The organism is Streptomyces sp. BBFR102, assembly GCF_051397025.1.
In the GTDB taxonomy this organism is placed as follows: Bacteria; Actinomycetota; Actinomycetes; order Streptomycetales; family Streptomycetaceae; genus Streptomyces.
On record NZ_CP195757.1, the window covers coordinates 3,649,926 to 3,663,823 of the forward strand.

At 72.4% G+C, this 13,898-nt stretch carries 13 protein-coding genes and 1 tRNA gene; 5 read left to right on the top strand and 9 right to left on the bottom strand.

The features are described 5' to 3' along the window. Window positions 1-63: 63 nt before the first annotated feature. On the top strand, window positions 64-894 hold the full coding sequence (locus ACSLIC_RS16400; protein ID WP_436738446.1) for a trans-aconitate 2-methyltransferase: 831 nt from the start codon (window positions 64-66) through the stop codon (window positions 892-894). Next, window positions 894-1,262 (top strand): VOC family protein, encoded by a 369-nt coding sequence (locus ACSLIC_RS16405; protein ID WP_436738447.1) that lies wholly within the window; start codon window positions 894-896, stop codon window positions 1,260-1,262. Before ACSLIC_RS16400 ends, ACSLIC_RS16405 begins: the two co-directional genes overlap by 1 nt. A gap of 94 nt (window positions 1,263-1,356) precedes the next feature. Here the strand turns inward: ACSLIC_RS16405 and ACSLIC_RS16410 are convergent, their stop codons facing one another. Together ACSLIC_RS16410 and ACSLIC_RS16415 are read right to left on the bottom strand one after the other, a co-directional pair. After that, on the bottom strand, window positions 1,357-2,034 hold the full coding sequence (locus tag ACSLIC_RS16410) for a TetR family transcriptional regulator (RefSeq protein WP_436738448.1): 678 nt from the start codon (window positions 2,032-2,034) through the stop codon (window positions 1,357-1,359). Continuing rightward, on the bottom strand, window positions 2,031-3,020 hold the full coding sequence (locus ACSLIC_RS16415; protein ID WP_436738449.1) for an acyl-CoA desaturase: 990 nt from the start codon (window positions 3,018-3,020) through the stop codon (window positions 2,031-2,033). The genes ACSLIC_RS16410 and ACSLIC_RS16415 overlap by 4 nt, the downstream gene beginning before the upstream one ends. 351 nt (window positions 3,021-3,371) lie before the next feature. Between ACSLIC_RS16415 and ppc the strand changes: the two genes are divergently transcribed. After that, on the top strand, window positions 3,372-6,050 hold the full coding sequence (gene ppc / locus ACSLIC_RS16420) for a phosphoenolpyruvate carboxylase (protein ID WP_436740390.1): 2,679 nt from the start codon (window positions 3,372-3,374) through the stop codon (window positions 6,048-6,050). 93 nt (window positions 6,051-6,143) lie between these two features. On the opposite strand, the gene ACSLIC_RS16425 is transcribed toward ppc, so the two are convergent. From ACSLIC_RS16425 to ACSLIC_RS16435, 3 genes are all read right to left on the bottom strand, one after another. After that, a complete protein-coding gene (locus tag ACSLIC_RS16425; protein ID WP_436738450.1) occupies window positions 6,144-6,674 on the bottom strand; it encodes a hypothetical protein in 531 nt (176 codons plus the stop codon). A 102-nt stretch (window positions 6,675-6,776) separates the two neighbouring features. Continuing rightward, window positions 6,777-7,364 (bottom strand): aminoacyl-tRNA hydrolase, encoded by a 588-nt coding sequence (gene pth / locus ACSLIC_RS16430; RefSeq protein ID WP_436738451.1) that lies wholly within the window; start codon window positions 7,362-7,364, stop codon window positions 6,777-6,779. A 123-nt stretch (window positions 7,365-7,487) separates the two neighbouring features. Then, complete coding sequence (locus ACSLIC_RS16435) at window positions 7,488-8,066, bottom strand: 50S ribosomal protein L25/general stress protein Ctc (protein WP_436738452.1); 579 nt, start codon at window positions 8,064-8,066, stop codon at window positions 7,488-7,490. Between the two features lie 252 nt (window positions 8,067-8,318). Between ACSLIC_RS16435 and ACSLIC_RS16440 the strand changes: the two genes are divergently transcribed. Further along, window positions 8,319-8,711, top strand: coding sequence for a hypothetical protein (locus ACSLIC_RS16440; RefSeq protein WP_436738453.1), 393 nt, complete (start codon window positions 8,319-8,321; stop codon window positions 8,709-8,711). On the opposite strand, the gene ACSLIC_RS16445 is transcribed toward ACSLIC_RS16440, so the two are convergent. The 4 genes from ACSLIC_RS16445 to ACSLIC_RS16460 form a co-directional block, all read right to left on the bottom strand. Beyond that, a complete protein-coding gene (locus ACSLIC_RS16445; protein ID WP_436738454.1) occupies window positions 8,696-8,908 on the bottom strand; it encodes a hypothetical protein in 213 nt (70 codons plus the stop codon). The two genes, ACSLIC_RS16440 and ACSLIC_RS16445, sit on opposite strands and share 16 nt — an antisense overlap. Window positions 8,909-9,453: 545 nt before the next feature. Next, window positions 9,454-10,428, bottom strand: coding sequence for a ribose-phosphate diphosphokinase (locus tag ACSLIC_RS16450; RefSeq protein WP_436738455.1), 975 nt, complete (start codon window positions 10,426-10,428; stop codon window positions 9,454-9,456). Between the two features lie 143 nt (window positions 10,429-10,571). Continuing rightward, window positions 10,572-12,017 (bottom strand): bifunctional UDP-N-acetylglucosamine diphosphorylase/glucosamine-1-phosphate N-acetyltransferase GlmU, encoded by a 1,446-nt coding sequence (glmU, locus tag ACSLIC_RS16455; RefSeq protein WP_436738456.1) that lies wholly within the window; start codon window positions 12,015-12,017, stop codon window positions 10,572-10,574. 142 nt (window positions 12,018-12,159) lie between these two features. Then, a tRNA-Gln gene (locus ACSLIC_RS16460) sits at window positions 12,160-12,230 on the bottom strand. A 227-nt stretch (window positions 12,231-12,457) separates the two neighbouring features. Here ACSLIC_RS16460 and ACSLIC_RS16465 point away from each other — a divergent pair. Beyond that, window positions 12,458-13,837, top strand: a complete 1,380-nt coding sequence (locus tag ACSLIC_RS16465) for a sensor histidine kinase (RefSeq protein WP_436738457.1) — start codon at window positions 12,458-12,460, stop codon at window positions 13,835-13,837. The last annotated feature ends 61 nt before the right edge of the window (window positions 13,838-13,898 follow it).

Below are 13,898 nucleotides of genomic sequence, written 5' to 3' on the forward strand. Positions count from 1 at the left end.
GGTGAGTATGGGCACGGCGGGGGAGGGCCGGACTCCCCCGAAGCCCCGTCGAGGAGGTACCCCATGCCCACCTGGGACCCCGCCCAGTACCTGCGGCACGCAGATCACCGCACCCGAGCCTTCGCCGACCTCCTGGCCCGTGTCCCGGAACCACCCGCCCCGGCGGGCGACCGCCCCCTGCGCATCGCCGACCTCGGCTGCGGCCCGGGCAACTCCACCCGCCTGCTCACCGAACGCTGGCCCGGGGCGCAGATCACCGGCTACGACCACTCCGACGCCATGCTGGACCGCGCCCGCGTCGACCTCGCCGACACCGGCGCCGCCTTCGCCCACGCCGACCTGCGCACCTGGACGCCGGACGAGCCGTACGACGTCATCGCCTCCAACGCCACCTTCCAGTGGGTCCCCGGTCACCAGCACCGCCTCGCCGACTGGGCCGCCGCCCTCGCCCCGGGCGGCACCCTCGCCTTCCAGGTCCCGAGCAACTTCGACGCCCCCAGCCACGCCCTGATGCGCCGCCTCGCCGCGAGTGAGGGGCCCTGGCGCACGCGGCTGGACGGTGTCCTGCGCGGCGCCGACGCCGTCCTGGACCCGGCCGGATACCTGCCGTACCTCGCCGGGCCCGGCCGTACGGCGGACCTGTGGGAGACCACCTACCTGCACCTGCTGACCGGCCAGGACGCCGTCCTCGACTGGGTGACCGGTACTGGTCTGCGGCCCGTCCTGGACGCGCTGGCCGACGACCCTGCCGCCCGCACCGCCTTCACCGACGCCTACCGCGCCCTGCTCCGCGAGGCGTACCCGGCGACGGCGGACGGCACCACCCCGTTCCCCTTCCGCCGTGTCTTCGCGGTCACCACCGTGCCGGGCACCACGCCGCAGGAGGCTCTCTGATGCTTGCCGCCGTCGACCACGTCCAGCTCGCCGCGCTCCCCGGTACCGAGGACACCCTGCGCCGCTTCTACGCCGACGCGCTCGGCATGACCGAGATCCCCAAGCCGCCGGTGCTGGCCGCGCGCGGCGGCTGCTGGTTCCAGGCCGGGGGCGTCCAGCTCCACCTGGGCGTCGACCCCGGCCACCGGCCCTCGCCCAAGGCCCACCCCGGTCTGCGCGTCACCGGCATCGAGGCGTTCGCCGTCCGCCTCGCCTCCCACGGCGTCGAGGTCGTCTGGGACGACAACCTGCCGGGCCACCGCCGCTTCTACGCCCACGACCCGGCCGGAAACCGCCTGGAGTTCCTGGAGCCCGACGCCGAGGCGTGAGGCGGGCGCGTGCGCGGGCGGGTACAAGGAGAAGGAGGCGGGCGGGCACCCACGGATGCCCGCCCGCCTCCTCGGCGCCGTACGGCGCGGCCGGTCAGCTCTTGCGGTGCCCGATCAGACGGGGCTTCTGCTCCATGCCGTCCAGGCCGTGCCAGGCCAGGTTCACCAGGTGGGCGGCGACTTCGGCCTTCTTCGGCTTCCGGGCGTCCAGCCACCACTGGCCGGTCAGCGCCACCATCCCCACCAGCGCCTGCGCGTACAGCGGGGCCAGCTTCGCGTCGAAGCCGCGGTTCTTGAACTCGGTGCCGAGGATGTCCTCCACCTGGGTGGCGATGTCGCTGATCAGCGAGGCGAAGGTGCCCGTCGACTGGGCCACCGGCGAATCCCGCACCAGGATGCGGAAGCCGTCGGTGTACGACTCGATGTAGTCGAGCAGGGCGAAGGCCGCCTGTTCGAGGAGTTCGCGGGGGTGGCCCGCGGTGAGCGCGCCCGTCACCATGTCCAGCAACTGGCGCATCTCCCGGTCGACCACGACCGCGTACAGCCCCTCCTTGCCGCCGAAGTGCTCGTACACCACCGGCTTGGAGACCCCGGCCTTCGCCGCGATCTCCTCCACCGAGGTGCCCTCGAAGCCCTTGGCGGCGAACAGCGTGCGACCGATGTCCAGTAGCTGCTCGCGTCGCTCGGCACCCGTCATCCGGGTCCGCCGGGGCCGGCGCGGTTTCTCACTGCTGGTACTGGTGCTCGAGTCGGTCGCCACGCCCTCCATCATGCCGGGTCGGCACTCTTCCGCTGACGGCGGGAGTCGATGCGTTCCGCCGAGGGCCACCGGACGTCGTACGCCCACCCCAGCTGCTCGCACCAGCGGATGATCCGCGCCGAGGAGTCGATCTGGCCGCGCTGCACCCCGTGCCGGGCCGAGGTCGGGTCGGCGTGGTGCAGGTTGTGCCACGACTCGCCGCAGGAGAGCACGGCCAGCCACCAGACGTTGCCCGAGCGGTCCCGGGACTTGAACGGGCGCTTGCCCACCGCGTGGCAGATCGAGTTGATCGACCAGGTCACGTGATGCAGCAGCGCCACCCGCACGAGGGAGCCCCAGAAGAACGCCGTGAACGCGCCCCACCACGACATCGTCACCAGACCGCCGATCAGCGGCGGCAGCCCCAGCGACACGATCGTCCACAGCACGAACTGCCGCGAGATCCGGCGGATCACCGGGTCCTTGATCAGGTCCGGCGCGTACTTCGACTGCGGCGTCTGCTCCTCGTCGAACATCCACGCCATGTGCGCCCACCACAGGCCCTTCAGCAGGGCCGGCACCGTCTCGCCGTACTTCCACGGGCTGTGCGGGTCACCCTCCGCGTCGGAGAAGCGGTGGTGCTTGCGGTGGTCCGCCACCCACCGCACCAGCGGGCCCTCCACCGCCATCGACCCGGCGACGGCCAGCGCGATCCGCAGCGGCCGCTTGGCCTTGAACGAGCCGTGGGTGAAGTACCGGTGGAAGCCGATGGTGATGCCGTGGCACCCCAGGAAGTAGAAGAAGACCATCAGCCCGAGGTCCAGCCAGCTCACCCCCCAGCCCCAGGCCAGCGGCACCGCCGCCAGCAGTGCCACGAACGGCACCACGATGAACAGGAGGAGGGCGAGCTGCTCCACCGTGCCCTTCCGGTCGCCACCCAGCGTGGCGGACGGAACGGAACCGGAATCCGGTGGTGAGGTGCGCGGCTCTTCGTCGATCACTTCGGAGGTCGAGGTCATGGGCGCCCCTGAGGGTTGAGGGAATGCGGTCGATGGCCGAGGAACCGGGAAAGAGGAGGGCATCGGCCACCTACGGTTCCGTAACCTACGGTGACGTAAGTATGGCAGCGACCCGCCCCGCGGCAAGAGGCCCCGAACGGGGGTGTCTCCTGCCGTCCGGGCAGCCGACCTATCCTGGTCGCGTCGGACAGCGCGGTCCGCCACCTCCAGAACGTGCTCGACACACTGCAAGGAGCCGCACCTGTGAGCAGTGCCGACGCCCAGGCCACCACGTCCAGCGCCACCGGCCGCCCTGGGCCCACCGAGACCCCCGACCCCGCCCGCACCACCAGCCCCGCACTCCGCGCGGACATCCGTCGGCTGGGTGACCTGCTGGGCGAGGCCCTGGTACGCCAGGAGGGGCACGAACTCCTCGACCTGGTCGAGCGTGTCCGCGCCTTGACCCGTACGGACGGGGAGGCCGCCGCCGAACTCCTCGGCGGCCTCGAACTGGAGATCGCGGCCAAGCTGGTCCGCGCCTTCTCCACCTACTTCCACCTCGCCAACGTCACCGAGCAGGTCCACCGCGGCCGCGAGCTGCGCGCCCGCCGCGCCGAGGAGGGCGGGCTGCTGGCCCGCACCGCCGACCGGCTCAAGGACGCCGACCCCGAGCACCTGCGGGCCACCGTCCAGCACCTCAACGTCCGGCCGGTCTTCACCGCCCACCCCACCGAGGCCGCCCGCCGCTCCGTCCTCGGCAAGCTCCGCCGCATCGCCGAGCTGCTGGAGACCCCGGTCATCGAGGCCGACCGGCGCCGCCACGACACGCGGCTCGCCGAGAACATCGACCTCGTGTGGCAGACCGACGAACTCCGCGTGGCCCGCCCCGAGCCCGCCGACGAGGCCCGCAACGCCGTCTACTACCTGGACGAGCTGCACGCCGGCGCCGTCGGCGACGTCCTGGAGGACCTCACCGCCGAGCTGGCCCGGGTCGGCGTCGAGCTGCCCGAGGACTCCCGCCCGCTGACCTTCGGCACCTGGATCGGCGGCGACCGCGACGGCAACCCGAACGTCACCCCCCAGGTCACCTGGGACGTGCTGATCCTCCAGCACGAGCACGGCATCAACGACGCCCTCGAAGTCGTCGACGAGCTGCGCGCCTTCCTCTCCAACTCCATCCGCTACACCGGAGCCACCGAGGAACTCCTCGCCTCCCTCCAGGCCGACCTCGACCACCTCCCCGAGATCAGCCCCCGCTACAAGCGGCTCAACGCCGAGGAGCCCTACCGGCTCAAGGCCACCTGCGTCCGCCAGAAGCTGGAGAACACCAAGGAGCGCCTGGCCCAGGGCACCGCACACCAGCCCGGCCGCGACTACCTCGGCACCGCCGAGCTGCTCACCGACCTCACCCTCATCCAGGACTCGCTGCGCGAGCACCGCGGCGGCCTCTTCGCCGACGGCCGGATGAACCGCACCATCCGCACCCTGGCGGCCTTCGGCCTCCAGCTCGCCACCATGGACGTCCGCGAGCACGCCGAAGCCCACCACCACGCCCTCGGCCAGCTCTTCGACCGGCTCGGCGAGGAGTCCTGGCGGTACGCCGACATGCCGCGCGACTACCGCACCCGGCTGCTCGCCAAGGAACTCCGCTCCCGCCGGCCGCTCGCCCCGAGCCCGGCCCCGCTCGACGCCGCCGGAGAGAAGACCCTCGACGTCTTCCTCACCGTCAAGCGGGCGCTGGCCGTCTTCGGGCCCGAGGTCGTCGAGTCGTACATCATCTCGATGTGCCAGGGCGCCGACGACGTCTTCGCCGCCGCCGTCCTCGCCCGCGAGGCCGGACTGATCGACCTGCACGCCGGCTGGGCCAAGATCGGCATCGTGCCGCTCCTGGAGACCACCGACGAGCTGCGCGCCGCCGACGCCATCCTCGACGAGATGCTCGCCGACCCCTCGTACCGCCTGCTCGTCTCGCTCCGCGGCGATGTCCAGGAGGTCATGCTCGGCTACTCCGACTCCTCCAAGTTCGGTGGCATCACCACCTCCCAGTGGGAGATCCACCGCGCCCAGCGCCGCCTGCGCGACGTCGCCCACCGGTACGGCGTGCGGCTGCGGCTCTTCCACGGCCGCGGCGGCACCGTCGGCCGCGGCGGCGGCCCCTCGCACGACGCGATCCTCGCCCAGCCCTGGGGCACCCTGGAGGGCGAGATCAAGGTGACCGAGCAGGGCGAGGTCATCTCCGACAAGTACCTCGTCCCCTCCCTGGCCAGGGAGAACCTGGAGCTGACCGTCGCGGCCACCCTCCAGGCGTCCGCCCTGCACACCGCGCCCCGCCAGTCGGTCGAGGCGCTGGCCCGCTGGGACGCCGCCATGGACGTGGTGAGCGAGGCGGCCCACACCGCCTACCGCAAGCTCGTCGAGGACCCGGACCTGCCCTCGTACTTCCTCGCGTCGACGCCCGTGGACCAGCTCGCCGAGCTGCACCTCGGCTCGCGCCCCTCGCGCCGCCCCGGTTCGGGCGTCTCGCTCGACGGGCTGCGGGCCATCCCCTGGGTCTTCGGCTGGACCCAGTCGCGGCAGATCGTGCCCGGCTGGTTCGGCGTCGGCTCCGGCCTGAAGGCGCTGCGCGAGGCCGGGCTCGACGGCGTCCTCGCCGAGATGTACGAGCAGTGGCACTTCTTCGGCAACTTCCTCTCCAACGTCGAGATGACGCTGGCCAAGACCGACCTGCGGATCGCCCGCCACTACGTCGAGAGCCTCGTCCCCGACGAACTGCGCCACGTCTTCGACGCCATCGAGGAGGAGCACGCGCTCACCGTGGCCGAGATCCTCCGCGTCACCGGCGGGGAGGAACTGCTCGACAGCAACCCCGTGCTCCAGCAGACCTTCGCCATCCGCGACGCCTACCTCGACCCGATCTCCTACCTCCAGGTCTCCCTCCTCGCCCGCCAGCGCGCCGCCGCCGAACGCGGCGAGGACCCCGACCCCCTCCTGGCCCGCGCCCTGCTCCTCACGGTCAACGGCGTGGCCGCGGGACTGCGCAACACCGGCTGACCCCGGCCCGCGCGCACAGCCGACGGCGCCCGTCCCCACCCCGTAGCGGGAGGGGACGGGCGCCGTCGGCTGTGCGCGCGGGGGTACGCCCCCTCACAGCAGCAGGAACGCCCCCGTCAGCAGCAGCGCCCCCGCGCCCGCCAGCCCCCACGCCGTGCGGCGCATCCGGATGCCTCCGGCGACGACCACGGAGGCGAGGAGGAGGGCGCCGCCGAGGGGGACCCAGGCGTGGAGGAGGCCGGGGAAGCCGGAGCGGACCGCGGAGGTGGTGCCGGGCTTGAGGACGACCGGGAGTTCGGTGCCCTTGTCGGCGGCGGCCGAGCGGTCGAGGGTGACCTGGCCGCGGCGCTCGGCGTCGTCCGAGGCCGGGGCGAACGGGCCGGCGCAGCGTTCCGCGCCGCACCGGACGACGGTCACCGTGCCCTGTTCGCGGCTCTGCGGGAACATCACGTGCTGGGCCGCGGGCCACGAGGCCCAGGCCCCCGCGACCAGCAGCAGCACGGCGAGGAACCCCATCAGGGCCCGCCCGCCGAGCAGCAGCAGCCCGTAGGCGCTCTCCCCGGCACGGCGCGTACGGCTGCGCCGGGTCTTCTTCGCGGACGGGGCCTTGGCTGACGAGGGCATGGCGGGATACTGGGCCGTAGCCCCCGGACGGGTCAATCTTCCGGCCAACCTTCGTCGCTGCGGACGTTCGGTGACGACCGGGGAGGTACGGGACAGGCGCGGCTACGCGTTGTACGAGCTCTGCGCGCGCTCCAGGCCGGCCACCACCAGGGCCTCCACGGCGTCGGCGGCGCGGTCCACGAAGTAGTCCAGCTCCTTGCGCTCGGTGGACGAGAAGTCCTTCAGCACGAAGTCGGCGACCTGCATCCGCCCGGGCGGGCGGCCGATGCCGAACCGCACCCGGTGGTAGTCGGGGCCGAGCGACTTGGTCATGGACTTGAGGCCGTTGTGCCCGTTGTCGCCGCCGCCGAGCTTGAGGCGCAGCGCGCCGTAGTCGAGGTCCAGCTCGTCGTGGATCGCGACGATCCGCTCCGTGGGCACCTTGTAGAAGTCCCGGAGCGCGGTCACCGGCCCGCCGGAGAGGTTCATGTACGACTGGGGCTTCGCCAGCACGATCCGCCGGCTGCCCGGTCCGGGCGCCCCGATCCGCGCCTCCAGCACCTGGGCGCGGGCCTTGTGCGCCTTGAACTTCCCGCCCGCCCGCGCGGCGAGCAGGTCGGCGACCATGAAGCCGACGTTGTGGCGGTTGGCCGCGTACTCGGGGCCGGGGTTGCCGAGGCCCACCACGAGCCAGGGGCTGTCGTCCGTCACTGACGTTCTCCTCGGAGCGGGGGAAAGGGGGAAGGGGAGCCGTACAGCGAACCGCCGTCCCGGCGCGAAGGGCGCGCGGGACGGCGGTGCGGTGCTGCGGGTACTGCCGGGGCGCGGGTCCGGTCAGGACTCGGCGCCCTCACCCTCGGCCGGGGCCTCCTCGACCTTCGTGCTCAGGACCTGGAGGACGACGGCGTCGGCCTCGATGTCCAGGGAGACGCCCTCGGGCAGCTTGACGTCCTTGGCGAGGACGGCGGCACCCGCTTCCAGGCCGGCGATGGAGATCGGCAGGAAGTCGGGGATGCTGGTGGCCTCGGCGACGACCGGCAGGGCGGAGAGGACGTGCTCCAGCAGGTTGGCACCCGGAGCGAGGTCGCCCTCGGCCTGGACCGGGATCTCGACCTGGACCTTCTCGCCGCGCTTGACGGTGAGCAGGTCGATGTGGACCAGGTGGCCCTTCAGCGGGTCACGCTGGATCGCCTTGGGGATGACCAGCTCGGTCTTGCCGTCGACCTCAAGGCCGATCAGGACGTTGGAGGTCTTGAGCGCCATCATCAGCTGGTGACCCGGCAGAACGATGTGGGCGGGCTCGGCACCGTGGCCGTAGACCACGCCGGGAACCTTGGACTCGCGGCGGATGCGGCGAGCGGCACCCTTGCCGAACTCGGTGCGGGTCTCGGCGGAGATGTTGACGTCAGCCATGTGCACTCCTCGTGTAGCGGTACGGACGGTGGTGGTCACTCGGCCACGACTGACACGACCGGCCTGCTACGAAGAGCGCGTCGATAACGGACCACGAACCCGGAGAACCGGGCTGGCGTCCCTCGCCGAGCAACGTGGGGCAGTGTACCCGGGGGTGGGGAAGGGGCGGAAATCGATCACTGGGGGGCCTGGCCGGGCCGGGACGGGGGCGGACCGGCGACAGGCACCTGAAACCGTGCTCGTCCGTCCCTCGTGGAATCAGTCATCGCCGGCGCCCTCGTCGACTACCGCCGCTGCCTCATCCACCTCTGGTTCCGCCTCCACGAGTCCCCACCCCCGGAAGACCCCGACGAGGTCCGCATCCGCAGCTACGACCTGCGTACGCGCGCCCGGGAGTCGCTGTTCCGCGTCCAGACGCTCACGGCGGACGAAGGGCTGGGGCGTGAGGGCTCCCGGCTGCTGGACGTGGTGTCCGAGCTGCACAAGGCGGAGAGCAGAGGGGAACTGGATGAGGGGCGGGTGCGGACCAGGGAGGGGATGGCCGGGCTGGTGAGGGAGGCCGGGAGGCAGTTGCGAGGGGGCTCGGGGCGAGCACGGCACCGGGCCCCGCGGTTGCGCCGCTCCGCCCGTCAGGTGATCCGCTGAACGATCTCGAACGCGACCGGAAGCGCGGCTCCGGAGAGAAGGACGAGAAGGCAGCTACTTCCGGAACCGCCCTTCTTGTTCATCCGCTCGACCTCTTCGATCCCTCCGCGGTGAAAGGCGGCCCCGGCCGCCAGCCCCCAGCAGTACCCGCACCCGTCGGTGTCCTTGGAGTGTCCGCAGTCAGGGCAAGTGTCCATGGAGCTCCTCCGATGCGGGGATGCCGGAGTTGGCAGGATAATGAGGGAATCCCCTCCTCCCCAGGCGCGATTCGGCCTGGACCTCTTCCTCATCCCTTCCGCCGTGTGTCTCCTCTGTCGGAGTGCGTTGTTCCGCATCCATGAGGGCTCGGCCGGGGCTGCCGGGTGCGCGCGGTCGGGCAGCGGAGCGAGCGCGACGAGGGGGCGCGTCCGACGTGTCAGCTCTCGTGCGCGGACCTGGTCCGGGTGTGTCGGCTCAACGGCTGATCAGGTGCCCCGTGCGCGCGACCGCGTGGCCGAGCGGACCAGGGCCATCGCGGCGGCGTACGAGCAGGGGCGACTCCTCGGAGGTCGTGGTCGTCCAAGGCGCGGGCCAACGGGCGTGCGCGATCCGGGGCGTGGAGCAACGGGGCCATGCTGGCAGCGGGGGACCGGCCGGGTACGCGTAAGGCCCGGACCTCGAAGGTGCCGGGCCTTACGTCGCAGAAGCGTTCCTGCGGAGTCTCCCGTGTTCTGCGGGGTGGGTCGCTCCGCGCGAGGAGTGGTTACTCCTCCTCGAAGAGGCTGGTGACCGAGCCGTCCTCGAAGACCTCGCGGACCGCGCGGGCGATCATCGGGGCGATGGAGAGGACGGTGAGCTTGTCCAGCTCCAGCTCGTTGGGGGTGGGGAGGGTGTTGGTGAGGACGAACTCGCTGACCTTGGAGTTCTTCAGGCGGTCGGCGGCGGGGCCGGAGAGGACGCCGTGGGTGGCGGTGACGATGACGTCCTCGGCGCCGTGGGCGTAGAGGGCGTCGGCGGCGGCGCAGATGGTGCCGCCGGTGTCGATCATGTCGTCGACCAGGACGCAGACGCGGCCCTTCACGTCACCGACGACCTCGTGGACGGTGACCTGGTTGGCCACGTCCTTGTCGCGCCGCTTGTGGACGATGGCCAGCGGGGCGCCGAGCCGGTCGCACCAGCGGTCGGCCACGCGGACGCGGCCGGCGTCGGGGGAGACGATGGTGAGCTTGGAGCGGTCGACCTTGGTGCCCACGTAGTCCGCGAGGATGGGGAGGGCGAAGAGGTGGTCGACGGGGCCGTTGAAGAAGCCCTGGATCTGGTCGGTGTGCAGGTCGACGGTGAGGATGCGGGTGGCACCCGCCGTCTTCAGCAGGTCCGCCATGAGGCGGGCCGAGATGGGCTCGCGGCCGCGGTGCTTCTTGTCCTGGCGGGCGTAGCCGTAGAACGGGACGATCACGGTGATGCTCCGGGCGGAGGCCCGCTTCAGAGCGTCGATCATGATCAGCTGTTCCATGATCCACTTGTTGATCGGGGCGGTGTGGCTCTGCATCAGGAAGCAGTCCGCGCCGCGCGCCGACTCCTGGAACCGCACGTAGATCTCGCCGTTGGCGAAATCGAATGCCTTGGTCGGTACGAGACCGACCCCCAGCTGGTGGGCGACCTCCTCGGCAAGCTCGGGGTGGGCGCGGCCGGAGAAGAGCATCAGCTTCTTCTCGCCGGTCGTCTTGATCCCGGTCACAGCACTTGTCTCCTCAGACGAATCTTCCGCCGCTGCACCCGCCCCGGTCCGGTCATCCCTGACGTGCCAGACCTCGGAACAGCGAGCCAGCCAAATCACGTGCATCTATCACGGTACGCCGTGTCTGGCGCAGCCGTTTCCGGTCAGCTTTCGGCCGGGGCCCCCTCCGAGCTGCTCCCGGCGGCCTTTGCGGCGGCGCTTCCGGGGCGCTTGCGGGCCACCCAGCCGTCGATATTCCTTTGCTGGCCCCGGGCTACGGCGAGAGCGCCGGAGGGGACGTCCTTGGTGATCACCGAGCCGGCGGCGGTGTAGACACCGTCCCCGAGCGTGACCGGTGCCACAAACATGTTGTCCGATCCGGTGCGGCAGTGGCTGCCGATCGTGGTGTGGTGCTTGTTCACGCCGTCGTAGTTGACGAAGACGCTGGCGGCGCCGATGTTGCTGTGGTCGCCGATGGTGGCGTCGCCCACGTAGCTCAGGTGCGGGACCTTGGTGCCCTCGCCGACCGTGGCGTTCTTCATCTCCACGTACGTACCGGCCTTCGCCGCGCGGCCCAGGCGGGTGCCGGGGCGCAGGTAGGCGAAGGGGCCGACGCTCGCCTCGGGGCCGATCTGCGCGCCCAGGGCGACCGTGTTGTCGACGCGGGCGCCCTCGCCGACGGCGGTGTCGGTCAGCCGGGAGTTCGGACCGACCTCGGCGCCCTCGGCGACGTGGGTGGCGCCCAGCAGCTGCGTGCCCGGGTGGACCAGCGCGTCCTGGCCGAAAGTGACCGTCGCGTCGATCCAGGTGGAGGCCGGGTCGACGATCGTGACGCCGGCCAGCATGGCCTGCTCCAGGAGGCGGTCGTTGAGGACGCGGCGGGCGGCGGCCAGCTGGACGCGGTTGTTGATGCCGGCGATCTCGCGGTGGTCGGCGGCGAGCGAGGCGCCCACCCGGTGGCCCGCGCCGCCGAGGATGCCCAGGACGTCGGTGAGGTACTCCTCGCCCTGGCTGTTGTCGGTGCGCACGGCGGCCAGGGCCTCGGCGAGCCGGCGGCCGTCGAAGGCGAAGACGCCGGAGTTGATCTCGCGCACGGCGCGCTGCTCGGCGGTGGCGTCCTTGTGCTCGACGATCGCGGTGACCGCGCCGTCGGCGTCCCGGACGATGCGGCCGTACCCGGTCGCGTCGGGGACCTCGGCGGTCAGCACGGTGACGGCGTTCTCGTCCTTGGCGTGCTGCTCGGCGAGCGCGGTCAGCGTCCCGCCGGTCAGCAGCGGGGTGTCGCCGCAGACGACGATCACGGTGCCGTCGACGGAGCCGCCCAACTCGGCGAGAGCGGTACGGACGGCGTGGCCGGTGCCGTTCTGCTCCTGCTGGTGGGCGGTGCGGACGCCGGGGTGGGTCTCGGCGAGGTGCGTGGTGACCCGCTCGCGGGCGTGGCCGACGACGACGACCAGCTCGGCCGGGTCCAGCTCGCGGGCGGCGGTCAGTACGTGGCCCACCAGGGAACGGCCGGAGATCTCGTGCAGGACCTTGGGAGTGGCCGACTTCATACGGGTGCCTTCACCCGCTGCGAGGACGATGACGGCTGCCGGGCGGATGGCGCTCACGGATGTGCCCTTCGGCTTCGGGTGCTGGTCACCCGAAGGATACCGGGGAGCCCCCGGCCCGCCCGGGCGCCCCGAACGCGCAGCGGGTCCCGGCCGAGGAGGCCGGGACCCGCTGGGGTGCTCCGAAGGCGGAGCCGACGCGCTCCCGGGGAAGGAATCGAACCCTCATTCAATGGACCAAAACCATTTGTCCTGCCATTAGACGACCCGGGAAGGTACGCCCGCACGAGGGCCCATCCACGATCGGCCCGTTCGCGCGCGACACCACTATGCCCCAACGTCCGGCCTCGGCGCGACGATCCACCCGAGCGGGGCGGAGGACCGGTCCGTACGCGGCGGCTCCCCGCCCGTCGCGAGGGGCCCGGGCGCCCGGGGCGTGGGCGGCGCGGGACGCCGCACTCGCCGGAATTGTCGCAGACCCCACCCGTACGCTGGTGCGTATGACCACGACGGGGGAAGAGCACCGCGCGGCCGGGGGGCCGTGGTGGTGGGAGCGGCGGCGAAGCGCCGTGCTGGACGGGGGGCTGGCCCTGGGGTCGGCCCTGGAGTGCGCGGTCGAGGGGGTGGGGTTCGCCGAGGGCGCCGGGCTGCCGGCGGGGATCGGGGTGCTGCTCGGTGTCGTCGCCGGGTCGGTGCTGGTGGTGCGGCGGCGGTGGCCGGTGGCGGTGGTGCTGGTCGCCATCGCGGTCACCCCGGCGGAGATGGGGTTCCTGCTGGCGACGGTCGGCCTCTACACCCTGGCCGCCTCGCAGACGCCGCGCCGGATCATCGGCGTCACCACCGGGATGTCACTGGCCGCCACCTTGATCGTCACGCTGATGCGGACCCACCAGGGGATGGGGGACATGGCGGGCTCCGGCATCGACGTCTGGTTCCTTCCGCTGATGTCCGTACTGGCCTCGGTGGCGATGACCGCGCCGCCCGTGCTGCTCGGGCTGTACGTGGGGGCGCGGCGCCGGCTGATGGAGAGCCTCCGGGACCGGGCGGACAGCCTGGAGACCGAGTTGCAGCTGCTGGCCGAGCGGGCCGAGGAGCGGGCCGACTGGGCGCGCGGCGAGGAGCGGACCCGGATCGCCCGGGAGATGCACGACGTGGTGGCCCACCGGGTCAGCCTGATGGTGGTGCATGCCGCGGCCGTGCAGGCGGTGGCGCTCAAGGACCCGCAGAAGGCGGTGAAGAACGCCGCGCTCGTCGGCGACATGGGGCGGCAGGCCCTCACCGAGCTGCGCGAGATGCTCGGGGTGCTGCGGGCCGGGGAGGCGCTGAGCGGCTCCGCGCGAGCCGGGGTGCCGCTGGCCGCCGTGGGGGTGGCCGCGGCCGCCGCCGCGAGCCGGGCCGGGGCCGCCGAGGACGGCCCCTCGCTCGCCGAGCTGGAAGAGCTGCTGGGGCACTCCCGGGCCGCCGGGATGAGCGTCGAGCTGTCGGTGCAGGGGGAGGCACGGGGGTACGCGCCACAGGTGGAGCAGGCCGCGTACCGGGTGGTGCAGGAGGCGCTGACCAACGTGCACAAGCACGCTGCCGGGGCCGGGGCGGTGGTGCGGCTCGCGCACCGGGGGGACGAGGTCGCCATGCAGGTCGAGAACGGGCCGCCGCCCGCTCGGGCCGGGGCCGCGGCGATGTTGCCCAGCGGGGGCAACGGGCTTGTGGGGATGCGGGAGCGGGTGCTCGCCCTGGGCGGGGTGTTCGTCTCCGGGGAGACCGAGGCCGGGGGGTTCCGGGTCTCCGCCGTGCTGCCCGCGGAGCCCTTGAGCGCGGGCGGAGCTGACCGGCCTCAGGCGCCGGCGGGGCTCGAAGGGGGCCTCGGGCGCCGGTCCGGCTGAAGGGCGGCCTCGATCGCCGACCAGGCTGTGAGGTGGCCTCGGGCGTTGGCCGGGCTCGAAG